Source organism: Paenibacillus sp. FSL W7-1279 (assembly GCF_037969845.1).
In the GTDB taxonomy this organism is placed as follows: Bacteria; Bacillota; Bacilli; order Paenibacillales; family Paenibacillaceae; genus Paenibacillus_AQ.
In genome coordinates this window covers 4612015-4638111 of record NZ_CP150215.1, presented here as the reverse complement: position 1 = coordinate 4638111, position 26097 = coordinate 4612015, and the positions used below count along the sequence as shown (strand labels likewise).

The window sequence follows — 26097 nt, the reverse complement described above, 5'->3', positions numbered from 1 at the left end:
TTCTCCTTTCAAGCAGATATGGAATAACGGAGCGGGTTCTCGTCCCGAGTCCTATATTCAGCAGGCTGCATCAACCATTTCAAAAATTGCAACCGCTTACTTCCAGCGTAACATGGTTAACACTTCCAGTCATCACATTCTTGTTTCAGAATGCCCTTGCTTGGTTAGGTTAATAAGAAATGCTGGTTAAAACGATACATAGTCGTCAATTCTACATCTTATATATCACACTGCCACCTGACCCTGGGATTTTGATTACATCACGAGATGAGGAACCTGACATGATTCTGAAATCACTGACGGAGCGGCTGATTCTTAAGACGATAACGGGCAGTACTTCTGTGGATATCACGAACCTGGATACAGATTCAAGAGAGATTCGGCCTGGCGGCCTGTTCGTCTGTGTTCCAGGCTTTCACGTGGACGGTCATGACTATGCCCGTCAGGCGATACGTAACGGCGCTGTTGCCATTGTGGCTGAACGGGAGCTGCCGGGACTACCAGGAAATATTACACATATAACGGTACCGGATACCAGAAGAATTCTGCCGATTCTCGCAAACGCCTTTTTCGGAGATCCCACGCAGCAATTGAAACTGATCGGAATTACCGGGACAAACGGCAAGACAACGACAACCCACATGGTAGAAAAGATACTGAACGACGCTCACCGCAAAACGGGCATCATTGGCACACTGTATATGAAGATCGGAGATCATATGGAGAAAACGCTGAATACCACGCCGGATACGATCCAGCTGCAGCGTTATTTTCACACGATGGTCACCCATGGCGGAACCTATGCCGTATTGGAGGTGTCCTCGCACGGATTGGATATGGGGAGAGTGCGCGGATGCGATTTTCAAACCGTGGTTTTTACGAATTTGTCGCATGATCATCTGGACTTTCATCAGAATATGGAGAGCTATCGCAATACGAAGGAGCTGTTGTTCACCCAGCTGGGCAACAGTAATCGTGACATGCTGAAGAAGGCGATCCTGAATGCGGACGATGAAGCATCATCCTATTATGCAAAACGTACATCCGCACAGATCGTAACCTATGGCATTCGTAACGAGGCTGATGTTCGGGCAACGCATATTCAAAATATGCCGGACGGCTGCAAGTTTCATGTAGAAACGCCATGGGGACACGGCGACTTCAGTCTGAAGGTGCATGGAGTTCACAACGTGTATAACGCGCTTGCCGCCATGACCACTTGCTTGCTGGAAGGGATACCGCTTGAAGAAATCTGCAGAAGTCTACAACAATTTGCAGGGGTTCATGGACGATTTCAAGAAATAGAAACGGGACGAAGATTTCGCGTGGTTGTAGATTATGCGCATAATCCGGATGGACTTAAGGCAACTTTGCAATCGGCCAAGGAAATTACGCCAGGCAAAATGATATGCGTGATGGGCTGCCGGGGCGAAAGAGATCGGTTAAAACGTCCGATCATGGCGGACATTGCAGCTTCATATGCGGATTATGTGTTGTTCACGACGGACAATCCGTTCTCGGAGGATCCTGAGCAGATTATGGCTGAGATGCTGGGAGGCCTAACCTCGCATGAGGCAGGGAATTGGGAGGTTATCCTGAACCGTAAAGAAGCCATTCAACGAGCTGTGGAATTGGCTGGTGACGAGGACAGGATCATTATTACCGGACGAGGCCATGAGACCCGTTATGTAGCAGGCAGCCAGATCGAATCGTTTAGCGATGAGGATATTGTGATGCGTTCATTACAGGACATGGAGCACGGCATCCAGATGATGACACCGGAGCTATAAAATTACCCGGGAGGTGCTGGATTATGAAACGAAAGGGACTTGGCGCTGCGTTAACCGCGATTATACTGCTTCTCGCTGCTTGTACACAGTCTCCGCCTGCTAAGGAAGAAGGGAGGCAGGAAGACCACCGGGAAGAGAAAATCGATTCCTCGTACCATGTGCTTGCAGAGCAGTTGAGGACACCTTGGTCGATCGATTTTGACGGCGATACGATATATGTCAGCGAGCGGGAAGGAAACATCGCTCAGATCAAGGATGGCACATTAACCAGGCAGTCGGTACAAACGGAGAAGCCGGTTGCCCATCAAGGAGAAGGCGGATTCCTGGGCTTTGCGTTAGCCCCGGATTTTCAGGATTCCGGCAAGGCCTATGCCTACCACACCTATGATCAGGATGGAAAGGTTATGAACCGGTTGGTCCTTTTGAAGCAGGACGGGAATCAATGGACAGAGTCGCAAGTCTTCCTGGAGCGTATTCCCGGCTCTAATGTGCATAACGGAGGCAGAATTGCAATCGGACCCGACGATATGCTCTACGTAACGACTGGAGATTCGGGAGAGGGAGAGCTTGCGCAAAACCAGGAAAGTCTAGCAGGCAAAATCTTGCGATTGACGCTGGATGGCAAGGTCCCGCCGGATAATCCGACTGCAGGCTCTTATGTCTATACGCTAGGTCATCGGAATTCGCAGGGCTTGGCCTGGAATTCGGAAGGTGAATTGTACAGCTCAGAGCATGGACCGTCAGGTACGCCTGGCGGACACGATGAGATTAATGAGATCACGGCTGGCAGCAATTACGGCTGGCCCGAGATCTATGGCGATGATAGGTTAGAAGGCATGAAGCTCCCGATTTACCATAGCGGGGAAACGGCAATCGCACCTTCCGGCATCGCTTTTGATGAGCAGGACCGTTTGTACGTGGCGACTCTTCGCGGCCAGATGTTGTACCAATTTCGGCCGGAGAACGCCTCGCTTGAGGTCGTATTGGAAGGTGAAGGCAGATTAAGGGACGTCAAAGTCCATGACGGCAAAACCTATGTCATTACCAACAATACGGATGGCCGGGGTGTGCCTTCCGATCAGGATGATCGACTGCTGGTGCTGAAATAATTCAAAGAATTGTACATGTCTTGCGATTTAAGAGAATAGATATAGGACAAGTACACTAAGAAAAACGTCTATCGACGTACTTTCTCAGAAGACAGACCGCATATAGCGGAAGTTTTTCTTGCGAGATAAGGTGGGTAAGCCTCCGAAGTCTATACTTTCTCATCTCTTAACAAAAAAGGCCCCTTCCCGTATGGAAGGAGCCTGATGTGGCAATAACAGATATTATGTTTGCTTGGCTTCGGTTTGTTTTCGAATACGGTATACACACTTTTTGTCGCCCTTGGCAAGGCACTCGGTGCGTTCCACATCCGCTTCCAGCAAGGATTGAAACAGGTCAAGTTCACAGCGGCATGCGTGTTGGAACCGGTTGGCTACCTGGGATATAGGGCAATTCAATTCCTCGAGGAGATATTCTTCCTCGGTGACTTTTTTGTAATCCACCATATATCCGTTGTCATTCTGAATCTGAGCAAGGGCAGCAACCCGATCTTCTAGAGCATCGGCTTTCACCGTAGGCGTATACTTGTTCAGCAATGTATCCTTACGCTTGTCGAACAGCCGTGAAATCATTTCGTCACCGGCCTCATCCTGCAGCTCGTTCAGCAGATCGAGTGCAAGCGCATGATAGTTCTTAGGGAAAAAATCCTCTGCGGATTCCGTAAGGCTGTATAAGGAGACGGGTCTTCCCATCGGCTGTTTCACGGTTCGATAGGTGATGTAACCCTCACTCTTCAAGCTTTCCAGATGGCGCCGGACGGCCATGCCTGTTATTCCCAGTGCCTCGGTTATGGATTTTGTGCTGAGTTCACCATTTATTTTTAACATTTGCATGATATACTCGCGGGTACTGTATGCGACTTCTTGATCCACTATAATCACCGCCTTGTTTCTCGATGAATGCTTTCTTTTTCAACTAAAAAGGTTAAAAAGCAATATGTCTCATCTTATGTCTTTACCTTCTATAAGTCAACCGGAATGGCAGTTTTTGAGGCGATCATCACGCGGTTTATTGACAATTGGCATGATTAACCACATAATTACGATATATTTTAGTATAAAAAGTATAGAAAACAAGGAATGGATGAAGATCGAGACTTTGCAATGATAGCCAGTCGAAAGATTGAAAGAATTAATTATTACACTCGGGAAGGTGGAATGACGGATGTATGTTATTGGGTCAGCTTGTATCGAAGAGAAAGCGGGAGAATGCGTTGACGTTTGCCCTGTGGATTGTATTGAAGAAGGAGATGACCAGTTCTACATCGATACCGATATTTGTATCTCCTGCGGGGCTTGCGAAGCGGCTTGTCCAGTGGCGGCCATTTTCTATTTTGAGGATCTGCCGGAAGACCAGAAGCATTATTTCGATAAAGCGGTTGAATATTACAAGAACAAGTAGGGCGCTCGGGCGCTCCGGTTTGAGTCTAGCGTGCGCTCCGGTTTGAGTCTATCCGCTCTGTTGTCCGTCCGTTTCGGGAATGGAATGGGCAAGGTAGAAACGGACTCCCAAAGGATCCGTGCGCTCCGGTTTGAGTCTATCCGCTCTGTTGTCCGTCCGTTTCGGGAATGGAAATAGGCGAGGTAGAAACGGACTCCCAAAGGATCGGCTATCCTCAAACCTCCGCTGGGTGGTAAAGTTCAAAAGATTAAAGATAAGAGATTTAAAGAAAAATTAGAATTTTTAAGGCTTACGAGCAATTAAATCTATATGTGATGCGATCAATTAAAAGCGGCTACCATTAATAGTTGGAAAATAGAGCGATGTTCAAGCTGCGCTCATGTGTTAATCAAAATACGTGTTCTCTATACATAAGCCATCCGGGATATTCGAGGCCCCCTCGAATTAATTTCTCGGGTGGTTTAATTCGTTATGGGGGGATCATGCCAAGGAAGCACCCGAAACCTAGAACCCTACCGAAATATGACATATTTCCTCCTTTTGAAGCCATCCGGGATGAAGAATGTTCCAATCATTCTTTTCTTGGGTGGCTTTATTCATGGGTTGAAAGGGCGGTGTTATCTACATTTTAGAAGATTCTGCGTCAAGTTGATGTCATATTGTGCGCGTAGCGTGGTCATTTGTATGCATACACGAGATTGAATTTCTTTTGCAAAATAGTGAAACACTTACATTTCCAGGAATAAAAAAATAATAATTTAAATGTGTCATATATATTGACACATTTACAAAATACGTTTTATTATTAATATCACTGGAGAATAAAAATAATAAATTTGATAATAATCACGGTTTTTTGATGATTTCGGATCGTTTTATTTGAAAAAATGATCTTATTAATCTACTGGTGAAATTAAATAGGGGATGTCTTCATGAAAAAGCATGATCAAGACTTTATGAAGCGGCAGAACAGACTCACAGTATTCCAAATCATCAAGAACGAACAGCCGATTTCAAGAGCAGCTATTGCCAAACAGACGGGAATGAGTCCGACAACGGTCAGCCGGATCGTATCGGAGCTGACGGAAGAAGGGTACGTTCACGAAACAGAAGAACAAGCCTCGGCCGGACGCGGAAGAAAGTCCTCCTTAATAAGACTGCTGGATACGGCGGTTATCTCGATCGGCGTTGAGCTTGATCGCCATCAAGCCAATATTGGATTCATCGATGTTCAGGGAAGCGTATTGTGCAGCGGCAGTTTTCCGAGATCGCCGGAGGATACGGCAGAAGCCACGGTAGCCCGAATTGCGGACACCATTGAAGAACTCATCTCGGAATGCGATATCGATCGCAGACGGGTGGTAGGGATTGGCGTGGGACTGCCGGGCATCATCGATGTTGATGCCGGCGTGGTCAATTTCTCGGTACAGCTTGGTTGGAAGAATGTGAGGCTTGCCGAGAGGCTCAAGGAATTAACCGGGCTTCAATCGGTCGTAGACAATGAGCTGAAGGTAAAGGCATTGGCGGAGCAGCTTAAGGGATCGGCATACGGCTCCAACCGGACGGTCCTCCTTGGGTTCGGTAATGGCGTAGGCTCAGCACTGATCCTGGAAGGGGAGATTTACCGCGGGGTGACCAACAGCGCAGGGGAAATCGGACACACGACGGTGGACCCTGAAGGTATGATGTGCGACTGCGGAAAAGCCGGTTGCCTCCAAACCTATATCAATATACCGTCCTTGTTGTCGGAAGCCAGCAAGATTAAACCCGTTCGTACGATTGAGGAACTGTTCGCGGAAAGACGGGCTGGAACACGATGGGCGACCTATTTAATCGATAGAGCCCTTGCGTATATGGCGATTACGATTAATAACGTCGTCAGCATGTATAATCCGGACAGCGTCATATTGAGCGGCGAGATCCTGGACAAGTTCCCTGAAGTTTACGAAGAGATCACCGATCTGTGCTACTCACAGTATATCTGGGAACCGCTTCAGGATTCCTTTACGATTGTCCGCTCCGAGCTTCACGAGCATGGGGTCATCATCGGATCGGGACTTGTCGCGCAGGATCGTTATTTTCAACTGAATTAATTCATCTGGAGATCGGGGGAGCAACATCATGGGATTTGTGCCATTAGTAGAGGAATATCGCGGGAATGTACTGGAGAACATCCACTACGGAGCGATCAGTGTTGTAGACGAGAACGGTAATGTGGTTTACGCAGCGGGTGATCCGCATCATATGACTTTTCTGAGATCGGCGGCTAAGCCGTTCCAAGCCATACCTGTGATGAAACGCCGGATTGACGAAGTGTACGGACTAACAGGGGAAGAAACGGCGTTGTTTGCCGCTTCCCACCGTGGTGAAAGCTTCCACATTGATGCACTGGAATCTATTTTGAAGAAAACCGGGATTCAGGAAGAAGCGCTTCACTGCTGCGCAACTTATCCACTGAACGAGGATGCCAAGGCGCAGCGCCATCGGGATCATGAGGACAAGCGTCGGATCTTCCATAACTGCTCGGGCAAGCACAGCGGCTTGATTGCCCTATGTAAGCATATGGGCTGGGATGAGAGCACGTATTACAAGCAGGAGCATCCGGTTCAACAAGAAATCATTGAGACGCTGGCTTATTTTGCCGAGGTTCCAGTTTCCTCGATCCCGCAAGGCATTGACGGCTGTGGCCTTCCCATCTTCGCGCTTCCGCTGGACCGTATCGGATACAGCTTCCTTAAGCTGGCTTGCCCGGATTTGATCGAGGACGCAGAGACGGCGGAAGCAGCTGCCAGAATGGCAAAACGGATGAATGAGTATCCGGATATCATTGCAGACACCAAGTTTGTGTGCTCAGCCTTGCTCCGGGACCACAATCTGACTGCCAAGGGCGGCGCCAAGGGCGTGTACGGCATCGGTCTTCGGAAAGAACGCTTGGCGATCTCGCTTAAAGTGTCCGATGGCTCCGAGCAAGTCTGGCCATGCATCATCGCTTCTATTCTGGAGCGCCTGGGTTACAGCGATCGGTCTACGATCGACCGCTTGTATGCGCTGGTTCCGAATGAGATTTTCAATGATGGCGGCACGCTGGTTGGGAAACGACGCGCGGTGTACGAATGGAATGTTTAAGCTGTGAGGAACTCAAGGCGATCGGCAGGATGTTCTATGCTGAAGCGGCGAGTGAATCTATAGATATTCACTACATCAAAGGGGGAGTAAAACAATGAGATTCAAAGGTAGAACATGGTCACTGCTCATGCTGCTGCTCGCATTTACGATTGTTGCGGCAGGCTGCGGCGGAAACAGCGGAAGCGGCAAAGGGGCAAGTGAAGGCGGCGGCGAGACCAAGCCGGTGACAAAAGATAACAAAGATGTTGTCATTGCGATTAACGCCAACTTCATTACGCTTGACCCTCACAATGCTGGAGACACGCACTCCATTTCCGGTGCACGCACGATGTACGAAGGTTTGATGGGCTTCAACGAGAAGATGGAACTCGTTCCTGTACTGGCTGAAGACTACAAGATCAGTGAAGACGGCCTGACGTACACATTCAATTTGCGCCAGAACGTGAAGTTCCATGATGGAACGGATTTCAACGCAGAAGCCGTAAAAGCCAACCTGGATCGCATTATGGATGAAAAGAACAACCTTAGAATGCGTAAAAGCTTCTCTGCCGTCGCCGATGTTCAAACTCCGGATGACCACACGGTTGTCATCACCCTTAGCCAGCCGTACAACGCTTTCTTGAACAAGACCGCGATGGCGCTGATGATCAGCCCGAAAGCGCTCAAAGAAAGTGCTGACATCACGAAGAATCCTGTAGGTACGGCAGCATACAAGTTCAAGGAATGGATTCAAGGTGACCGCCTTGTTGTTGTAAAGAATGAGGATTACTGGCAAGAAGGTCTTCCGAAGGTCGACAGCATTACGTTCAAACCGGTACCGGAGAACGGTTCCCGGATCGCGATGCTGAAAACGGGCGAAGCGGACTTCATTTATCCTATGCCGACTGAGCAGGTGTCCGAAGTAGAAGGCGATTCCAATATCGTCATTGACAAGATCGATTCCACGATCGTTCGTTATATTACGCTCAACACCATGAAGAAGCCTTATGACGATCTGAAGGTTCGTCAAGCCATCAACTATGCCATCGATAAAGATGCTTATATTAAAGTAGTTAAATCCGGACTGGGCTCGAAGTTGAAGTCTTCCATGTCATCCATGACACAGCACTATTCCGAGCAATCCGGATATGATTACGATCTGGAGAAAGCAAAATCCCTCTTGGCGGAAGCAGGCTATCCGGACGGATTCGAAGCAGAGCTCTGGGGAGAGAATGATTCCGAAACGATGAAAGGCATGCAGTTCATTCAGCAGCAGCTGGCTCTTGTCGGAATCAAAGTCGACGTGAAATCGATGGAAGGTGCAACCCTGTCCGATCAGATTAACTCGGCTACGCCGGAAAACGCAAAAATTCAAATGTGGTATGTAAGCTGGTCACCATCGTCCGGTGATGCTGACGGCGCAACCAAAGGTCTGTTCAGCAGCGAGTTCTTCCCGCCGGCTGGTTCCAATACCGCATACTATAAGAACGACAATGTAGACCAATGGATCAAGGATGCCAACGCATCCGTCAAAGCTGAGGATGCAAAAGAAATCTATGCCAACATCCAAAAGCAAATCTGGGAAGATGCTCCGTGGGCATTCCTTGGGGTCGATCAGGTCATTACCGGCAAGAGAGCTTATCTTGAAGGCGTTAAAGCCCTTCCGGACGGATCGATCAGTGTGATCAACGCAGAAGTCAAATAATTAGGCAGCGAAGAGCTTGCTAAACGTATACCTTGTGGTGGGCCGCCTCTTGAATCAATAAGGAAGCGGCCCATCGTATTTTAAAAGCAGGCATGTTGAAAGGAGGCACATCCTTTGGGAAGATATGCAATTCAGAGGCTGCTGGGTGTTATCCCGCTGTTGTTCGTTGTATCCATTCTTGTATTTATGTTCATTCACCTTATTCCTGGAGATCCGGCACGACTTGTTGCAGGTAAGGATGCCACCCTTGAGGAGATCAACGGGATTCGAGAGCAGCTAGGCTTAAACTTGCCGCTATGGCAGCAGTATGTGAACTACATGAGTGATCTGTTGAAGGGTGACTTGGGTGTATCTGTTACTTCCAATCTGCCGGTAACGGACATGTTGGAGAGCCGGTTTTTCCCGACCATTGTCCTGACCTTTACCAGCCTTGGCTGGGCATTGGTTATTGGTCTGATCATTGGTATCATATCTGCCGTTAATCGCGGAAAATGGCCGGACTATATCGGAATGTTGACTGCAATATCCGGTATTTCCTTGCCAGGATTCTGGCTTGGTCTTGTACTGATTCAAATTTTCTCTGTTGAGCTTGGTTGGTTCCCAACAGGCGGTGTCGACAGCTGGCAATCCTATATTCTGCCTTCTTTTACGCTAGGGGCCGGGATTATGTCCATGCTGGCAAGATACTCACGTACGTCGATGCTCGAAACGATGCGCGAGGATTATGTGCGGACCGGACGCGCGAAGGGTCTGCGGGAATTCGTCGTTGTCGGAAGGCATGCGCTGCGCAATTCCTTGATTCAGGTCGTAACCGTTGCAGGGCTGCAGTTCGGATTTTTGCTGGGCGGTTCGGTTATGGTTGAGACCGTATTCAGTATTCCGGGCATGGGGCGTCTCTTGGTCGACTCGATCGCATTCCGGGATTATACCGTCATTCAAGCGCTTTTACTGCTGTTTGCAGCCGAATTTATCCTGATTAACCTGATTGTCGATTTATTGTACGGTGTACTGAATCCAAAAATCCGGTATGCATCGAAATAGGAGGGGGAACTCATGAGCAACAATTCAACAGTGACGGTCCATTCCTCCGCGCCGGAGGATATGCTTGCAAAGAGCCAGGCAACTGGCAAATTCAGAGCGTTTACATCTAAATTCATGAAGCAAAAGCTTGCCGTAATATCAAGCGGATTTATCTTGTTACTCCTTGTGCTCGCGGTGATCGGTCCGCATATCGTTCCGTATCCTCCGAATGAGCCCAACTACGATGCAATGATGCAAGGCCCGTCGGCTGCCCACTGGGCGGGTACGGATGAGTATGGCCGCGATATCCTGAGCCGCTTGATTGACGGAACACGGTTAACCATGGCGGTCAGCTTAAGCGCGGTATTTATATCCGCAGTTCTCGGTACGATTCTCGGCTTGATCAGCGGCTACTATGGCGGCTGGATCGACCGTCTCATTATGCGGGGCAGTGACGTCATGTTCTCCTTTCCTGACCTGCTGCTTGCCATTGGAATCGTAGCGATTTTGGGGCCGGGATTATCGAATGTGGTGATCGCGGTGGCGGTCTTTGGCACACCGTCGTTTGCCAGAATCATCCGAAGTGTAACACTCTCCGCGAAGGAGTCTTTATATGTAGAGGCGGCAAGATCGATGGGGGCCAAGCATAACCGGATTATATGGAAGCATATTTTTCCCGAGACGGTTCCCAGCATCATCGTCAACGTGTCGATGCGAATCGGCGGCGCCATTCTGGCAGCTTCTTCGTTAAGCTTCCTCGGACTCGGGGCCAAACCGACAGAACCGGACTGGGGCGCTATGCTCAGTATGGGACGCGATTACTTAAGCATTGCACCGCATATCGTGTACTACCCGGGACTTCTGATATTCCTGACTGTGCTTGCATTCAATCTGATCGGTGACGGACTGAATGATGCCCTTGATCCGAAGACCAAAAACTAATAGGGGGGATAGATCGTGACGCAAACATTGCTTGAAGTAAAGGGTCTCAAAACCGAATTCAAACGCGATGGCTCATCGGTGCTTGCCGTAGCAGGGGTCGATTTTCACATCAATAAAGGCGAAGTACTTGGACTCGTGGGTGAATCCGGATGCGGCAAAAGCGTGACCTCCCTGTCCATCATGAGACTTCTTAAGGATACGCCCGGCCGAATATCCGGGGGCTCGGTAAGTTTTGAGGGCAAGGATCTCGTACAAATGTCGGAAAAAGAAATGCGCCGCTATCGGGGTAACGAGCTTGCCATGATCTTCCAGGAACCAATGACATCCCTGAATCCCGTCCTTCGTATCGGGAAACAGCTGGAGGAATCCATCATGCTGCACCTGGGTTATAGCCGCAAGAAAGCGCGGCAGCATGCCATCGACTCGCTCAAACTTGTCGGCATTCCGCGGGCGGACGAGGTCGTGGATGACTATCCACACCAATTGTCCGGCGGCATGCGGCAGCGGGTCATGATTGCGATGGCGATGTCCTGCAATCCGAAGCTGTTGATTGCCGATGAGCCGACCACGGCTCTTGACGTCACGATTCAAGCTCAGATCCTGGATCTGATGAACCGACTCAAGACCGAGCAGGAAATGGGCATGCTGCTCATTACCCATGACCTTGGCGTCGTGGCCGAAATGTGCGACCGGGTGGTTGTCATGTATGCAGGCAGAGTCGTGGAAGAGGCAACGGTTGAAGAACTGTTCGAGAATCCTCAGCATCCATACACCAAAGGGCTCATTCATTCAGTGCCCAAGCTTAGACAAAAGGTACGCCGTTTGGAATCCATTCCAGGGAATGTGCCGGATCTGCGGAACATGCCGAAAGGCTGCAAGTTTGCTCCGCGATGCCCGTTCGTAATGGAGCAGTGCCTCTCCCAGGAGCCGGAGCTTCTCCCTGTCGCACATGAAGAAAATCGTAAGAGCCGCTGCTGGCTGACACAGGAAGGTCACACGAAGGGAGGAGAAACCGCATGAAAGAAACACCTCTATTAGAAGTAAAGAATTTGCAGAAATCATTCACGGTGAAAAAAGGATTCTTCGGCACATCCAAGCAGCTTCGTGCCGTGGATGGAATCTCCTTCGCGATCCATAAGGGCGAGACCTTCAGTCTGGTAGGCGAAAGCGGCTGCGGCAAATCGACGACAGGCCGCCTGGTGACCCGACTGCTGACGCCGAATAGCGGCGAGGTGCTGTTTAACGGAACGGATATTAGCGGATACAACGAGAATCAGATGCGCCCGCTGCGCAAAGACATGCAGATGGTATTTCAGGATCCATACGCCTCTCTTAATCCAAGGATGAAGGTCAAAGAGCTGGTCGCGGAGCCCTTGCTGATTCATACCAAGCTGAGCACCAAAGAGCGGGACAAACTGGCCTGCGAGCTTCTGGAAACGGTCGGATTGAACAGCTTTCATGCCGAACGCTTTGCTCATGAGTTCAGCGGCGGTCAGCGGCAGCGGATCGGCATTGCCAGAGCGCTGTCCGTGCGTCCAAATCTAATTGTTGCCGACGAGCCTGTGTCCGCGCTGGATGTTTCCATCCAATCGCAGGTGCTGAACCTGCTGCAGGATCTTCAAGAGGAATACGGCCTGACTTATCTGTTCATCTCCCATGATCTCAGCGTGGTTGAGCATATCAGCGACCGGATCGGCGTCATGTATTTGGGAGCGCTCGTGGAGACCGCCGACAAAGATACGCTGTATGATCGCCCGCTGCATCCTTACACTCAAGCGCTGCTATCCTCGGTACCCGTTCCGGATCCGAAGCAGAAGAAGGAACGGATCATTCTGAAGGGTGATCTGCCTAGTCCGGTGAATCCTCCGACAGGCTGCCGCTTCCATACACGCTGTCCTTCCTGCATGGAAGTGTGCAAACAGATTACGCCGGTATATCGTGAGGTTGAGCCGGGCCATCAGGTGGCATGCCATTTATATGACGAAGAAATCATGAAAAACGCTTAACAAACGCTTAACAGCGATGATTCTCTTATAGAGGAGGGAAGGCTCGATGAACATCACAATAGATGAAGCTCACCTGGCAGATACTTCGATTTATGTGGTTTATGAGGGGGCGGAGTCTCATTTTCGTTTAACGGAATCTCGAAAGCAGCGCATGACGCTGACGTGGTTCTATGGCCGCTCCGATCAAGAAGCGGATGATCTCGTTGTCGGCATGGGGCAGCGTTCAAACCTGACGTTGGAGCAAGTGCGCAGAACAGGCGCATCAGCCGCGAGAGCATTGCTCAAGGAGAATAAAACAAGCGCAGCGCTGATTCGCCCCTCAGTCCGCGGCGTCGGGGCATCTTCCCGGATTTCGATAGAGGAAGAACTTCAGGCGTGGGTTGAAGGCTGGATGTATGGACTATATCAATTCAATAAGCATCGCGGGGTCACGGCCAATCTGCAATCCCTGTCTCTTCATCTTCGACTAGAAGACTGGGAGGGGCTTTCCCGTGAAGATCTGGAAGCCATTATACAGACGGCAAAAATCCGGATCGAAGGGACGCAGTTCACCCGAGACCTGGTGAATGAGTCTCCGGAAACGTTAAATCCGGAAGCGTTCGTAGCGGTTGTTAAGGACCGTTTCAAGAAGGCACCCGTTCAGCTACATGTGTATCGCGGAGAAGAGCTCCATGATCGGCAGATGAACGGTCTGATCGCCGTGGGAGCCGGCAGCAAATATGAGCCTGCCATGATTGAGATTGCCTATAATGGGGTGGGTTCCGATAAGGAGAGCCCTCATATTGTACTCATCGGCAAAGGCGTAACCTTTGATATGGGCGGCATGAACGTTAAAATCGGCCGGGACATCAGCGATGCTCGTATGGATATGGGAGGCGCTGCAGCGGTCGTGGGTGCCATGGATATTCTGGTATCGCAAAAAGCTCCGGTACGCGTAACGGCGCTGATCGCCGTTGCGGATAATTTATCGGGACCGGATGCGATGCTACCATCTTCCGTCGTTCATTATCCGAATGGATTAAGCGTTCAGATCGCCAATACGGATGGGGAGGGCAGATTGATCATTGCCGATGCGCTGCTGCATGCAGCGAATCTTGGCGCAGATAAAGTGATTGATATCGCAACCCTCACCGGTAATGTCGGAGCGGCATTGGGCTTGGAGATTGCGGGTATCTGGGGCGACCCACAGATTACGGCCGATTTGGTTGAGCTCGGTGAGCGTAACGGTGAGCGCGTATGGCCTATGCCGCTGATGGACGAGTACGAATCAGAGCTTAGAAGCGATTATGCCGATCTGAAAAATGTCGGTACGTCCACTTTGGCTGGCGCTATAACGGCTGCGCTGTTTATCCGTCATTTTGTGGCGGATTCCATGGAATGGGTTCACATCGATATGGCGGGCACGGTCCAGTATAAACGGGATTTTCCTCATTCTGCAGCGGGGGCTACTGGATATGGCGCTAGATTGCTCGCGGATTATGTGGAGAAGCAGTTTTCCCATGCATAAAGAATCAACTTCAATAAGGAGTGACGATGATGCTGCTTGAAATAATCGCAACATGCGTGGATGATGCCATCACAGCAGAGCAGAATGGCGCGGACCGCCTGGAATTGATCACGGCGATCACCGAAGGCGGGCTTACGCCGGGAATCGGGCTTGTAGAAGAGGTTGTGAAAGCCGTTCAGATTCCTGTTCATGTCATGGTCAGACCTCATAGCAGATCCTTTGTGTACAACGAACATGATATAGCTACCATGATTGCGGAGGTGAAGGCGATCCGCAAGGCAGGCGCAGCTGGCGTAGTAATCGGCATGCTGACTCCGGAAGGAAAGATTGACGAGGTCTCCTTAGTCAAAATGCTGGAATGGACAGGGGATATGCAGGTCACGTTCCACCGGGCTTTTGATGAATTGGAGGATCAGTTCGAAGGGCTTCGTACATTGCAGAAATACCGGTCGGTTACCCGCGTCTTAACGTCTGGCGGGCCGCAGCCTGCACCGCAAGCCATCCCGAGAATTCGGGAGCTGGTAGAACATACGGCAGGAAGCGAGCTTAAAATATTGGCAGGCAATGGCCTGAAGTGGGAAATCATACATGATTTTATCGACCAGACCGGCGTGAGCGAGGTGCATTTCGGCTCCGCTGTCCGGTATGGCCGATCAGGGCTGAAGCCCATTGATCCGGTTGAGCTGCGATCATTGGCTGACAGCTTACATCATTAGAAGTAGCAAACCTATCGGAAACAGGTGAACAAAAATTGCAAACCGTATTGAATAAACAGCAAGAATTTGTGGTTGGCGTTGACCTTGGGGGTACGAAGATCGCGGCAGCGCTCTTTGATTCCGAAGGACAGCTGCTGAACCGGGAGCAAATGGAGACGGCAGGCGCGCGTACGGCCGAAGAAGTGGTTACGAGAATTACGAATATGATTCGCAGCGTCTCGGGCGGCCAATCGCTCCGAGGGGTTGGCATGGCTTCGCCGGGAACGGTTAACAGCCGGGAGGGCATTGTCATCCATGGGACGAATCTGCCGCAATGGACGAATGTTCCCCTCAAAGCATGGATGGAACGTGAGCTGCATACGGAGGTTCAGGTGCTGAATGATGCTAATGCAGCCGCATGGGGAGAGTATGTAAGAGGTGCCGGAAGAGGGGCGACGAACATGGTGTACGTGACGCTGAGCACCGGTATCGGCTCAGGCATCGTGCTGGATGGGAAGCTGTTCCTGGGCAGCAGTTCCTTTGCTGGGGAACTGGGACACCATATCATTGATCCCAGCGGTCCGCAGTGCAATTGCGGCAGCCACGGCTGTTGGGAGGTATTTGCTTCTGGAACAGCCATCGGACTCGCAGCATCCCAGCGAATGCTTACCCAGCCAAGTGTCATATCAGAACTGGCGGCAGCTGATGCGGGAGTGAACGCCAAGCATGTATTCGAGGCCAAACGTCTTCAAGACCCCGTTGCAATGGAGGTCATTGATCGTGCCATCTATTACATGGCGCTTGGACTGGTTAACGTCATTCACAGCTTTAACCCCGATCGCATCGTCATTGGCGGGGGTGTGAGCAGAGCAGGTGAGCTGTTGTTCCCGCAGCTGCGGGAAATGACGGATAAGCTGGTCATGCCGTCCTATTTAGGGACGTACGAGATCGTTCCTGCAGGACTTCGGGACGATGTTGGTCTGGTTGGAGCTGCGGCTTTGTTCCAGTAGCATAGGCCTGAAGAGAATGATACGAATAGGATCAATGATAAATAGATACCAGAAAGAGCGCTCGGAATGACGACGTAGTATCCAGTTACCTAGCTAAAGAGAAATCAACAAAAGCCGCCCTCAGAAGGGCGGCTTTCCAATTATTCATAGAGAGAGCGGGAAACGGAGCGATCATTTATTTGCGTCATAAGTCCGTAACAAGTAACAAGTGATAGGCGTGAACCGTAAACCGTCATCCGTTTGCGCTGGAGTCGATTTTTTTGGTTTCTGGTTAGGTTTGTTTGTATCCGACAAACAATAAACGGTTGCTCGCACTTTCCCGCCCGCCGGCGGAAACCGCCGGCTCCAAACCCGCACGTGGGGTGACCTGCAGGCTTGGAGCCGGCGGCTGTCGCTATTCCATGTACTTGGATGCGTCAAACGTAATCAAAGACGTATGATTGGCATGCTCAATCAGCGAAGAGAGCTTGGTTACCTCGCGTTCCTTCTTGCGGGCTAGCGCCTGATAAGCCTCTGGATCATATAAGGCGACGTTGAACAGCGTTATGGCACCGTCTCCGCTGCCACGGCTGCTCTGGCGCTCCAGCTTCTTGCGGGAACCGAGATGGGCAAGCTGTCCGATATCGCTGCGTATTTGTTTGGCCAGCTCGATCGCTTCCATGATCGTAATGTCGGAGCCGTTCCAGGGAATAGTCTGCGTGGTATTGGAGATTGCCATCAGCAAATCCAGCTTCCTATAATCCGCCGCGGCCGCTTCGATTTCTTCCGTAATGGCATCTACGCTGCGCGTAGGGTATTCCGCCGTCTCCCCTTTTTCAATAATCGTGCTGCTGTTGTTCAAGCGTTCCGACATCAACTGATTGATGAGACGGTTAATTGCTGCCCGAACAGCTAGTGCTTCTGCCATCGTTATTTGACTCATAAGTGATGGATCACCTCTTTAATTTCATTTCTGATATGTAAACGCATAGATTTGTAAATAGTTGCTAGATTAATTAAAAAAGCAGCGCGGAAAGGAGAACAGAGTTACATAATTGTCATGACTGAGTGAGACGGTTAACCAATCTCCTGCCGAAATTCTTCATCTTTACGACAGCTCCAAACATAAAACGATAGATTTTTAGGATATCATTGACAGCATCCTTGCTTGTATACTATATTAAGAGAAGGTTACAAAACGTTAATGAATTTTGCCGAATTTCGTTTGTGAAAACGGGGGAACCGTCTTGGGTGAATTACTCTTGTATAGAGAGTATAGGGAACCTTCAACCGAACCCTTAGCTAACTCCGTAGGCATCGAAGGAGAGAACATATTTTGAAGAAGTTTGTCATCACTTTGCTAGGGTCTGCAATTATTTTTTCTTCTGGTGCCGTTTCAGCATTTGCTGATCAACAACCGAATTTTCAGTATCAAGTGAAGCAATTGGTAGGAACTCCATACAAATGGGGCGGAACGACTACCAGCGGGTTTGATTGCTCCGGATTTATACTGTACATGTTTAGAAATTTCGACATTGATCTTCCGCGCACTTCCCAAAGCCAGGCTCAAGCCGGTGAACATGTGGATCGCCAAGATCTGCGGGTTGGAGATTTGGTATTCTTCAATACGAGCGGTAGCGGAATTTCTCATGCAGGCGTTTACATTGGTGACGGACAATTTGCACATGCTTCCAGCAGCAAGGGAGTCAGAATCAGCAAGCTTAGCGATTCCTATTACGAGCCGCGTTATGTCACGGCACGTCGTGTTTTGAGTCAAGAAAACTATGCAAAGCTGGTAGGAAGCGCAAGCTAGTTGGATTACGCAGCCATTTAGAGTACGATACATAATCAGAAAGCCTGACAAAGGGATGACCTTGTCAGGCTTTCTTTTTTTAGATATGAGAGAGTATAAACTTCGAAGCTTGTGACTTCCTGATATCGCAAGAAAAACTTCTACTAACTGTCTGTCATCTGTGAAAGTACGTCGATAGACGTTTTTGTTACTATAAGTCTATCATCCCACAAGGGGGTGTTCGGTTACTCCTTAACAACAGAGGCATTCACGGCAGCTTCCATTCCATTATTATAGAGACGGAACAAGCCCAGACGCCAGAAGGCGGCTCCCTTCAGGTCATAACGTTTGGCCAAGCCGAGTTTATCGTCCACGGAAGTGGAGGTTTCGCTGCTTAAACTGATGCCAAGCAGGAGCTTCTGCTTCGGGACGCCTGCTTGGAGTGCCAGCTGGATCGCTTGGTCCACCAGACTGTTCGGTTCGGGAACCTGAGATTTGGTTCCAACCGGATTGTACTGATAGGCCATAACAATCAGGTCATCAGCGATAGAGGCCAGTGTCTTGTAATCATAACCTTTATAGGCGCTGTTCAATGGCGGCACGGCTAAAGACAGGGCAACGTCATTCGGCAATGCGGCTTTCAATTGCTTGACGTAATCATTGAGCAGCTTCTGCTGCTTCACGGCATCCAGTTTAAATCCGAGCCCTTCAAAGTCAAGCACAACACCGCCGAATCCGTTCTCCGCTACCGCGGATGTGATGCCTTCAATAGACTTTTGGCGCAGGTTGCTATCGCTTAGGACCTTGGTTAACTCGCCGTTCCCATCCAAGGCATAAACCATGAGATATGGTTTAATATTCTGATTTGCAGCATCTGCTACAATCGATTGCGGCGTAACGTCGCCAGCCGCAGCGGGGAGGCGGTACTCATCCCCTTGAAGCGTGAACTGACCCTCGCGATCGATGCGGCTCCAGCCAAAGGCAACTGAATTCATGGATCCCACAAGATCCCGTTCTTGGAAAGATTGTAATGCATAGAAAGCTCTCAAATGCATGTCGCGCTGTGGCGATACGAGGGAGACTGTACGAGTCGCCTGGTTCCAGCCGACATCAACGCCGAATTGGCTGCTGAACGAGCTGAGCGTGATCAGCACACGGCCTTCCCGCTCCACCGGCGGAGCTGCAAGCTTCACTTTTTTTCCATTGACGGTTGCGTTCGTGCTCCCCACTTGAAGTAATACTTCAGTCGATTGGCCTTTCACGCTGCCAATGGCCTTCACGGTTTGCGTCTTGCTATTCCATGTGATTTGAATGCCCAGTGCTTCTCCAACCGTCCGGAATGGAACGTAGGTGACCCCTTTGTCAACCCGCGGAGCCGCATCGAAGGTTAGCGTAACGTCATCCAGCTTTACCGATATGGCAGGCTCTGCATGTACCTGGCTAACATGGGAGGTGGTGCCGAGCAGGGATAAGGCAAGAACGGCAGCAACAGCTGTTTTTCCTATTTGTTTGTGCAGCATGCTTATGTATTTCCTCCGATCCATTAAAATAATAGAATGATTTCATAGAATATGGAATTGGGTCTAGCATACGCTAGTATAGCAAAATTTTCATAGAGTTCCAATTCCATGATGTCAATGTCATAGAATAGATATGAGTAAGCATATTGATTTTTTAAACTTTCCAGTATAATAAATGAAGGATTTGATACATAACCTGATGATGACATGCATAGGGGGATAATACGGGTGTTTAAATTCTGGAAGAAGAAAAAGGGCGGGGATAGCGGAGACAAAGCCTCGATCCCTCCAGCAGAAGAGATAATGGAAGCCGTACCGGATCCGATCATTGAGCTTGCAGGCCGCGAGGTTCGCCGCAGCGTGGCGCCTGTTCTTGGCATGACGGTGCTTGATCTGGCCGAGCGGAATGAGGTGGACTGGAACTCTTTTTGCAAAAGAGGAACTTGTGCGCGCTGCCGCTGCATGGTGGTGGAGGGAATCGAGTATTTGTCCGAGCCCAATTTGGCCGAAGAGCGGCGCCTCGATCCAGAAGAAATCGAAGAAGGCTATCGACTGGGATGCCAGAGCAAGATCGAAGCGGTCGGTCCCATCAAAATCAAGCATGCCCCATACTTTTGAAGACATTGAAGGCAGATTGCCGTTCATATTTAAAAAGCAGGCAGCCGTACCACAACGGCTGCCTGCTTTGCTGGAAAGATAATACTGCAATCCTTTACTCAATCCCCATTTTGCTCTGTTCCCGGAACGAGCTCGGTGTTTGACCGGTAATTTTTTTGAATAACATCGAGAAGTACTTATCATTGCCGTAACCGACTTGGGAAGCAACCTCATGTACCGGCATTTCGGAATCCGCCAGCAGGCGCTTGGCCTCTTCAATTCGGCGGGATATCAAGTAATTGAAGGGGGAATCGCCGACTTCTTTTTTGAACAGATGGGATAAATAATGCTGACTAACATACATCGTATCGGCAATGTCCTTGAGACTGATGCTCTGGGTATAGTTAGTGTCGATAAAGTGTTTGGTCCGCAGTGCGATTTCGTTCTTGCCCTTCAAGGACTGGAATTGGTGTTTAACGTCCACAATGCGATAGATGACGGTAATCAATGACATCAGCAAGTTGGTGCTCAACGTTTCATACCCCAGCACCTGCGAATCGCATTCACGGAGGATCTCGGAAAGATAGCTTTCCACTTTATAGGCGTATTTCTCACAGGATATGACTGGCTCCACATAGGCCGGGAGCAGCATCCCCTGGGGAACCCCTTCAATGTGAAGCGAATCCACGCCGCAGTAGATCACCTTGAAGGGTCCGTCCGTGATGGATCTCTCCTCGTGAGGAATGCCGGGGTTATAAATCGCGACATCGCCCTTGTGGAGTTCGTATATTTTTCCTGCAATCGTGAATTCTCCGCGTCCTTCTACAACATAGATGATCTCGCAGAAATCATGAATTTGTGGCGGTCCATAAAAGAAGTCCTCGTCCACGACCTGCCCGGCAAAGAGCAGCTGCGGATTTTTGATGAAGCGGAAGTGATCGCTTTTGCTATGCGAGATTTCGATCTTTGGCACGGTCTTGTCCCTCCTGGAAAGCAACATCCTCTACCTATTATAATGCAAAACGCCCTTTCAGTGCGGAAATCGTTTACATCTGCTAATCGGGATGGTTCACTGTCTTGCTGAAATTAGGAGCCGATATAACAAAATAGTGGGTTATCTCTTGCACCGAATCATCTTACAATGATGTCATAATCCTTATAGGAAGGCGTGACATACATGACAATTGAAAACGATTACAGATGGCGAGACGGTTTTCCGAGAATCGGGATTCGCCCTACGATAGATGGAAGACGGAGAGGGGTTCGCGAATCACTCGAGGAACAGACCATGAATCTGGCCAAGGCCGTCGCCGAGATGTTGACGAAGGAGCTCAAATATCCGAACGGCGAGCCAGTTGAATGCGTGATTGCGGATACGTGCATTGGCGGAGTGGCTGAAGCAACTGCAGCCGCCAAAAAATTCAAAAATGCCGAAGTCGGCCTAACCATAACCGTTACGCCTTGCTGGTGTTACGGCACCGAGACGATGGATGTCGATCCTTCGCGTCCGAAGGCGGTATGGGGCTTTAACGGAACAGGACGTCCAGGCGCGGTTTACCTAGCCGCGGTACTGTCGGCCCATGCCCAGAAGGGGCTTCCTGCATTCGGCATCTATGGCGAAGACGTTCAGGATGAAGGGGATACCCGTATTCCGGACGACGTTCAAGAGAAGCTTCTGCGTTTTGCACGGAGCGGCTTGGCTGCAGCGTACATGCGCGGACAATCGTATTTGTCCATGGGCTCGGTGTCGATGGGCATCGCCGGCTCGATCGTGGACGACAGCTTCTTCCAGGAGTATCTGGGCATGCGGAACGAATATGTAGATATGAGCGAGTTTACGCGCCGCTTGGAAGAAGGCATCTATGATCCTGAAGAATATGAACAGGCGCTTGCTTGGGTGAAGGAGAATTGTACGGAAGGACCGGATAACAATCCGGATCATCTCCAGAACAGTCGGGAGCGCAAGGATCTGGAGTGGGAAACCGTCGTCAAAATGACGCTGATCACCCGCGATTTGATGATCGGTAATCCGCGCCTGAAGGAGCTTGGCTTTGAAGAGGAGGCTCAGGGTCACAGCGCTATCGCTTCCGGATTCCAAGGTCAGCGGCAGTGGACGGATCATTCCCCTAACGGTGATTTCCTGGAGACCATCCTCAACTCCTCCTTCGATTGGAACGGCAGGCGTTCGCCGTATATCGTGGCAACCGAGAATGACAGCCTGAACGGAGTCGGCATGCTGTTCGGATACCTGTTAACCAATACGGCACAGATTTTCGCGGATGTGCGTACTTACTGGAGTCCGGCTTCGGTAGAACGGGTTACCGGCTATAAGCTTGAAGGAAAAGCAGAGAATGGCATCCTGCATCTGATCAATTCCGGCTCGGCTGCATTGGATGGAACGGGCGAGCAGGAGATAGATGGCAAACCGGCTATGAAGCCGTTCTGGGAGATCACGGAGGAAGAGGTTGAACGCACGCTGAAGGCCACGCAGTGGAGACCGGCTAACTTGGAGTATTTCCGGGGCGGCGGTTACTCGACCGACTACCTGACGCGCGGCGGCATGCCGATGACGATGTTCCGTCTTAACCTGGTAAAAGGTCTTGGTCCCGTGCTGCAAATTGCCGAAGGCTATTCTGTGGATCTGCCGGCGGAGGTACACGACACGCTCGATAAGCGTACAGACCCGACATGGCCAACGACCTGGTTTGTGCCGAACCTTACGGGACAGGGTGCGTTCTCAAGCGTTTATGAGGTCATGAACCAGTGGGGCGCTAACCATGGCGTAATCAGTTACGGACATATCGGAGCGGATCTCATTACCCTGGCCTCGGTCCTGCGCATTCCGGTCAACATGCATAATGTGCCAGCCGAAGAGGTGTTCCGCCCACGTGCATGGGGAATGTTCGGAACGACCGATCCGGAGAGCGCAGACTTCCGCGCTTGTCAGAACTTCGGTCCTCTATATAAATAAGGTTAACGAGAGGAGTAGGAGAACATGCTGAACATGGAAACGAGAAATGAACTCTGCAAGTATGCCAAAAAAATCGTCGACAGCGGACTCGTTGTAGGACCGGGAGGAAACATCAGCGCGAGAGCCGGGGACAAAATGTATTTGTCCCCGAGCGGTTTTGCGCTGGAGGAGATTGAACCGGAGCAATGGATCGAAGTCGATATCCCGACCGGCGATATTACCGATATAGGATTACGGCCTTCGTCCGAAGTGCTGATGCACCTGTATGGATACCGGAGCAACCCCGATATCGGGGCGATGGTGCATACACATCCATCCCACTGCATTGCCTTTACGTTGGTTGAGAGGGAGCTGCCGGTGATGTTTCCGGACCAGGCGGCATTGGTTGGACGTACGGCATACATCCCTTACATCATTCCTACGACAGATTTGCTGGCAGATGCCGTCGCGGAGAAAGTAACGACGGCCAGTTCCATCCTGCTCGGTAACCATGGACTGGTTACAACCGGCCGGAATCTGCGTGAAGCGTATTACCGAACCCAGGTAGTTGAAGAGAGCGCCAAAATTTATCTGAGCGCCAAGGCTGCCGGCACACCGGTGCCGCTGACAGATCAGGAAGTGGATGATATCGCTGCGCTGGAGAGCGAAGATTATCGTATTCAGCTCCTGCAGAAGATGAAATAAAAGATTGTGGGTCAGATCCGGTTGTTGAAACTCGGATCGGTAAAGTACTAAGGTGAGAAAGGATGCGGCTTATGAGCAATTCATCCGCGGTGCTTGCGTTTGACTTGGGGGCCAGCAGCGGCCGGGCGCTGCTGGGCGAGATCACCTCTTCTGATCATGAATCGCCCGGCATGCTGAAGATTACCGAGATTCACCGCTTTGCCAATATACCCGTCCAGATGGGACAGCATTTGCACTGGAATTTCCCGATGCTGCTGCAGGAGGTTAAGCATGGCATCCGCAAAGCGTTCCAAGCCGGCTATCAACCGGTCAGCTATGGCATCGATTCATGGGGCGTCGATTATGGACTGATTGACCGTAACGGGGAGCTCATCGGAGTTCCTTATCATTACCGGGATCTGCGGACGGAAGGCATGGTGGAGGAAACCTGCGAGCAGGTCGGGAGAGAACGACTGTTTCAAGAAAGCGGTCTGCAATTCATGCCGTTTAACACGATTTTCCAGTTAAATGCGATGCTAAAGTCAAAATCTCCGATGCTTGATATTGCAGATAAGTTCCTACTCACTCCGGATCTACTGAACTATTATCTGACGGGGGTCCAGGCGTGCGAGTTCACTATGGCCACCACGACTCAGCTCTATCATGTTACAGAAGGCAAGTGGAATGAACCCTTAATGGAGGAGCTGGGGCTTTCCGCATCCCTGTTCATTGAACCCGTACAGCCGGGAACCGTGATTGGAAGGCTGCAGGATGCCGTGGCGCAAGAGCTGGGCGTTCCGGCGATTAAAGCGATTGCCGTGGCATCGCATGATACGGAATCCGCCGTGGTAGCCGTTCCTGCGAACACCTCCCGATTTGCCTATCTAGTATGCGGTACCTGGTCGCTTCTAGGAACCGAGCTTCCGGAGCCGCTTGTCCATACGGACGTGCTGGAGGAAGACTTCTCCAATGAGGGTGGAGCCTATCAAACCTTTCAATTACTGAAGAATATTATGGGCCTTTGGATTCTTCAGGAGTGCAAGCGTCAATGGGAGAATCAAGGATTGACGTATTCATTTGCAGAGCTGGTCGAACTTGCTCAGGACGCGGAATCGTTCCGCAGCTTCATAAACCCGGATGACCTGCGCTTCATGAATCCGGCGGATATGCCGGCTGAAATCCGGGATTATTGCCGGGAGACAGGGCAGCCCATTCCTCATAGCACCGGAGAGTATGTCCAGTGCATACTGCAGAGCTTGGCTATGAGATACCGGGAAGTGCTTGAGCGAATGGAGGTTCTGACAGGGCACCACTACGATGGGCTTCATATGGTTGGCGGCGGCATTCAAAACGAGTTGTTGTGCCGTTATACGGCCAATGCCATGGGCCGAACAGTGTGGGCCGGACCGATTGAGGCAAGTGCCATCGGGAACATGCTGGTTCAATTTGTGGCGAATGGCACATTGCGCAATCGGGAAGAGGGAGTGGAACTCGTCAAGCGGTCTTTTCCGCTTGCCTGGTACGGGCCTGAGTCCAACGAGGATTGGGAGGCAGCATTCCAGCATTACAAGTCCATTGTCGAACAACAGCAGGTACAACAGTAAGTTTAAGGGATTCATAGCGAATGGCGGTCTCCTAATATTCCAAGCCTTACATCTAAATTCGATAGAGAAGGATGTCATATCATGCTAAAAGGCATATCACATGTGCTCTCGCCTGAGCTGCTGAAGATTCTGATGGAGATGGGGCACGCGGATGAAATTGTGCTCGGCGATGCCAATTTTCCGGCAGCCAGTCATGCCCAGCGGTTGGTCCGGGCAGACGGACACGGAATTCCTGCGTTATTAAACGCGATATTGCCGTTATTTCCGCTCGATACGTATGTTGAGTCCCCGGTAGCGCTGATGGCTGTGACGCCGGGGGATACCGTAGCAACTCCGATCTGGAATGAATACCGTGAGATCGTAAAGCAGTTTCATGCCGTTCCCGTCCAATTTGATGAGGTAGAGCGATTCTCGTTCTATGAGCGGGCGAAGAATGCTTATGTCGTCGTGTCGACCGGCGAAAAAGCGCTGTACGCAAATATTATCCTTAAAAAGGGTGTAGTCGTTTAGACTAACTGGTGCAATGTTAAAGAAGAGATCGCTGCGGCGGTCTTTTTTTCTACTAATCCAACCAAAAGCTAAAGCAAATAATTGTCCAAGTGATTATCATCATCATGCGTAAAAAATGAACACAACTCTGCCGGATTGATCTACAATGAGCATTAGCCCAGATAACAGTAGCT

At 50.3% G+C, this 26097-nt stretch carries 23 protein-coding genes and 1 riboswitch; of the genes, 19 read left to right on the top strand and 4 right to left on the bottom strand.

What is annotated here, in order from left to right; all coding sequences use genetic code 11:
• Positions 1–281 precede the first annotated feature (281 nt).
• A complete protein-coding gene (locus tag MKY82_RS20585) occupies positions 282–1790 on the top strand; it encodes a UDP-N-acetylmuramoyl-L-alanyl-D-glutamate--2,6-diaminopimelate ligase (RefSeq protein WP_339218138.1) in 1509 nt (502 codons plus the stop codon).
• A 23-nt stretch (positions 1791–1813) separates the two neighbouring features.
• Positions 1814–2899, top strand: coding sequence for a PQQ-dependent sugar dehydrogenase (locus MKY82_RS20580; protein ID WP_194543405.1), 1086 nt, complete (start codon positions 1814–1816; stop codon positions 2897–2899).
• 222 nt (positions 2900–3121) lie between these two features.
• Here the strand turns inward: MKY82_RS20580 and MKY82_RS20575 are convergent, their stop codons facing one another.
• Positions 3122–3769, bottom strand: coding sequence for a metalloregulator ArsR/SmtB family transcription factor (locus MKY82_RS20575; RefSeq protein ID WP_071220311.1), 648 nt, complete (start codon positions 3767–3769; stop codon positions 3122–3124).
• Positions 3770–4061: 292 nt separating this feature from the next.
• Between MKY82_RS20575 and MKY82_RS20570 the strand changes: the two genes are divergently transcribed.
• From MKY82_RS20570 to MKY82_RS20520, 11 genes are all read left to right on the top strand, one after another.
• Positions 4062–4298, top strand: a complete 237-nt coding sequence (locus MKY82_RS20570; RefSeq protein ID WP_015736133.1) for a 4Fe-4S binding protein — start codon at positions 4062–4064, stop codon at positions 4296–4298.
• A 932-nt stretch (positions 4299–5230) separates the two neighbouring features.
• Positions 5231–6391 carry an ROK family transcriptional regulator gene (locus MKY82_RS20565; RefSeq protein ID WP_220684710.1) on the top strand — a complete coding sequence of 387 codons (1161 nt, stop codon included), beginning with the start codon at positions 5231–5233 and terminating at the stop codon, positions 6389–6391.
• Positions 6392–6419: 28 nt separating this feature from the next.
• Positions 6420–7424, top strand: a complete 1005-nt coding sequence (locus MKY82_RS20560) for an asparaginase (RefSeq protein ID WP_339294260.1) — start codon at positions 6420–6422, stop codon at positions 7422–7424.
• A gap of 94 nt (positions 7425–7518) precedes the next feature.
• On the top strand, positions 7519–9108 hold the full coding sequence (locus tag MKY82_RS20555) for a glutathione ABC transporter substrate-binding protein (RefSeq protein WP_113058830.1): 1590 nt from the start codon (positions 7519–7521) through the stop codon (positions 9106–9108).
• A gap of 114 nt (positions 9109–9222) precedes the next feature.
• Positions 9223–10149, top strand: coding sequence for an ABC transporter permease subunit (locus tag MKY82_RS20550; protein ID WP_071220315.1), 927 nt, complete (start codon positions 9223–9225; stop codon positions 10147–10149).
• Positions 10150–10209: 60 nt separating this feature from the next.
• Positions 10210–11070, top strand: coding sequence for an ABC transporter permease subunit (locus tag MKY82_RS20545; RefSeq protein ID WP_233355118.1), 861 nt, complete (start codon positions 10210–10212; stop codon positions 11068–11070).
• 15 nt (positions 11071–11085) lie between these two features.
• Complete coding sequence (locus tag MKY82_RS20540) at positions 11086–12090, top strand: ABC transporter ATP-binding protein (RefSeq protein WP_194543400.1); 1005 nt, start codon at positions 11086–11088, stop codon at positions 12088–12090.
• On the top strand, positions 12087–13076 hold the full coding sequence (locus MKY82_RS20535; protein ID WP_194543399.1) for a dipeptide ABC transporter ATP-binding protein: 990 nt from the start codon (positions 12087–12089) through the stop codon (positions 13074–13076). The genes MKY82_RS20540 and MKY82_RS20535 overlap by 4 nt, the downstream gene beginning before the upstream one ends.
• 46 nt (positions 13077–13122) lie before the next feature.
• Positions 13123–14583 carry a leucyl aminopeptidase family protein gene (locus MKY82_RS20530; protein ID WP_339218130.1) on the top strand — a complete coding sequence of 487 codons (1461 nt, stop codon included), beginning with the start codon at positions 13123–13125 and terminating at the stop codon, positions 14581–14583.
• Between the two features lie 29 nt (positions 14584–14612).
• Entirely contained in the window at positions 14613–15299 is a 687-nt protein-coding gene (locus tag MKY82_RS20525; protein ID WP_113058835.1) for a copper homeostasis protein CutC, read from the top strand.
• Positions 15300–15334: 35 nt separating this feature from the next.
• A complete protein-coding gene (locus tag MKY82_RS20520; protein ID WP_194543397.1) occupies positions 15335–16288 on the top strand; it encodes an ROK family protein in 954 nt (317 codons plus the stop codon).
• 394 nt (positions 16289–16682) lie between these two features.
• On the opposite strand, the gene MKY82_RS20515 is transcribed toward MKY82_RS20520, so the two are convergent.
• Positions 16683–17210 (bottom strand): hypothetical protein, encoded by a 528-nt coding sequence (locus MKY82_RS20515; RefSeq protein ID WP_113058837.1) that lies wholly within the window; start codon positions 17208–17210, stop codon positions 16683–16685.
• Positions 17211–17469: 259 nt separating this feature from the next.
• Positions 17470–17600: riboswitch (cyclic di-AMP (ydaO/yuaA leader) on the top strand.
• A 3-nt stretch (positions 17601–17603) separates the two neighbouring features.
• Here MKY82_RS20515 and MKY82_RS20510 point away from each other — a divergent pair.
• Complete coding sequence (locus MKY82_RS20510; protein ID WP_113058838.1) at positions 17604–18080, top strand: C40 family peptidase; 477 nt, start codon at positions 17604–17606, stop codon at positions 18078–18080.
• A 224-nt stretch (positions 18081–18304) separates the two neighbouring features.
• Here the strand turns inward: MKY82_RS20510 and MKY82_RS20505 are convergent, their stop codons facing one another.
• Positions 18305–19579, bottom strand: coding sequence for a stalk domain-containing protein (locus tag MKY82_RS20505; RefSeq protein ID WP_339294259.1), 1275 nt, complete (start codon positions 19577–19579; stop codon positions 18305–18307).
• A gap of 228 nt (positions 19580–19807) precedes the next feature.
• Between MKY82_RS20505 and MKY82_RS20500 the strand changes: the two genes are divergently transcribed.
• Complete coding sequence (locus tag MKY82_RS20500; protein WP_220684717.1) at positions 19808–20197, top strand: 2Fe-2S iron-sulfur cluster-binding protein; 390 nt, start codon at positions 19808–19810, stop codon at positions 20195–20197.
• A 94-nt stretch (positions 20198–20291) separates the two neighbouring features.
• On the opposite strand, the gene MKY82_RS20495 is transcribed toward MKY82_RS20500, so the two are convergent.
• Positions 20292–21149 carry an AraC family transcriptional regulator gene (locus tag MKY82_RS20495; RefSeq protein ID WP_194543394.1) on the bottom strand — a complete coding sequence of 286 codons (858 nt, stop codon included), beginning with the start codon at positions 21147–21149 and terminating at the stop codon, positions 20292–20294.
• A gap of 204 nt (positions 21150–21353) precedes the next feature.
• On the opposite strand from MKY82_RS20495, the gene MKY82_RS20490 reads away from it, so the two are divergent.
• The 4 genes from MKY82_RS20490 (at position 21354) to fucU (ending at position 25924) form a co-directional block, all read left to right on the top strand.
• Positions 21354–23147 carry an L-fucose isomerase gene (locus MKY82_RS20490; RefSeq protein WP_194543393.1) on the top strand — a complete coding sequence of 598 codons (1794 nt, stop codon included), beginning with the start codon at positions 21354–21356 and terminating at the stop codon, positions 23145–23147.
• 24 nt (positions 23148–23171) lie between these two features.
• Complete coding sequence (locus tag MKY82_RS20485; protein WP_071220327.1) at positions 23172–23831, top strand: class II aldolase/adducin family protein; 660 nt, start codon at positions 23172–23174, stop codon at positions 23829–23831.
• A 71-nt stretch (positions 23832–23902) separates the two neighbouring features.
• Entirely contained in the window at positions 23903–25414 is a 1512-nt protein-coding gene (locus MKY82_RS20480) for a rhamnulokinase family protein (protein ID WP_194543392.1), read from the top strand.
• Positions 25415–25495: 81 nt separating this feature from the next.
• Complete coding sequence (gene fucU, locus MKY82_RS20475; RefSeq protein WP_194543391.1) at positions 25496–25924, top strand: L-fucose mutarotase; 429 nt, start codon at positions 25496–25498, stop codon at positions 25922–25924.
• The last annotated feature ends 173 nt before the right edge of the window (positions 25925–26097 follow it).

Coding starts and splice junctions, on each gene's coding strand:
- MKY82_RS20505 (WP_339294259.1), bottom strand. CDS start 19,579: ATGCTGCACAAACAAATAGGAAAAACAGCTGTTGCTGCCGTTCTTGCC.
- MKY82_RS20580 (WP_194543405.1), top strand. CDS start 1,814: ATGAAACGAAAGGGACTTGGCGCTGCGTTAACCGCGATTATACTGCTT.
- MKY82_RS20490 (WP_194543393.1), top strand. CDS start 21,354: ATGACAATTGAAAACGATTACAGATGGCGAGACGGTTTTCCGAGAATC.
- MKY82_RS20545 (WP_233355118.1), top strand. CDS start 10,210: ATGCTTGCAAAGAGCCAGGCAACTGGCAAATTCAGAGCGTTTACATCT.
- MKY82_RS20480 (WP_194543392.1), top strand. CDS start 23,903: ATGAGCAATTCATCCGCGGTGCTTGCGTTTGACTTGGGGGCCAGCAGC.
- MKY82_RS20525 (WP_113058835.1), top strand. CDS start 14,613: ATGCTGCTTGAAATAATCGCAACATGCGTGGATGATGCCATCACAGCA.
- MKY82_RS20515 (WP_113058837.1), bottom strand. CDS start 17,210: ATGAGTCAAATAACGATGGCAGAAGCACTAGCTGTTCGGGCAGCAATT.
- MKY82_RS20535 (WP_194543399.1), top strand. CDS start 12,087: ATGAAAGAAACACCTCTATTAGAAGTAAAGAATTTGCAGAAATCATTC.
- MKY82_RS20485 (WP_071220327.1), top strand. CDS start 23,172: ATGCTGAACATGGAAACGAGAAATGAACTCTGCAAGTATGCCAAAAAA.
- MKY82_RS20565 (WP_220684710.1), top strand. CDS start 5,231: ATGAAAAAGCATGATCAAGACTTTATGAAGCGGCAGAACAGACTCACA.
- MKY82_RS20585 (WP_339218138.1), top strand. CDS start 282: ATGATTCTGAAATCACTGACGGAGCGGCTGATTCTTAAGACGATAACG.
- MKY82_RS20570 (WP_015736133.1), top strand. CDS start 4,062: ATGTATGTTATTGGGTCAGCTTGTATCGAAGAGAAAGCGGGAGAATGC.
- MKY82_RS20530 (WP_339218130.1), top strand. CDS start 13,123: ATGAACATCACAATAGATGAAGCTCACCTGGCAGATACTTCGATTTAT.
- MKY82_RS20560 (WP_339294260.1), top strand. CDS start 6,420: ATGGGATTTGTGCCATTAGTAGAGGAATATCGCGGGAATGTACTGGAG.
- fucU (WP_194543391.1), top strand. CDS start 25,496: ATGCTAAAAGGCATATCACATGTGCTCTCGCCTGAGCTGCTGAAGATT.
- MKY82_RS20555 (WP_113058830.1), top strand. CDS start 7,519: ATGAGATTCAAAGGTAGAACATGGTCACTGCTCATGCTGCTGCTCGCA.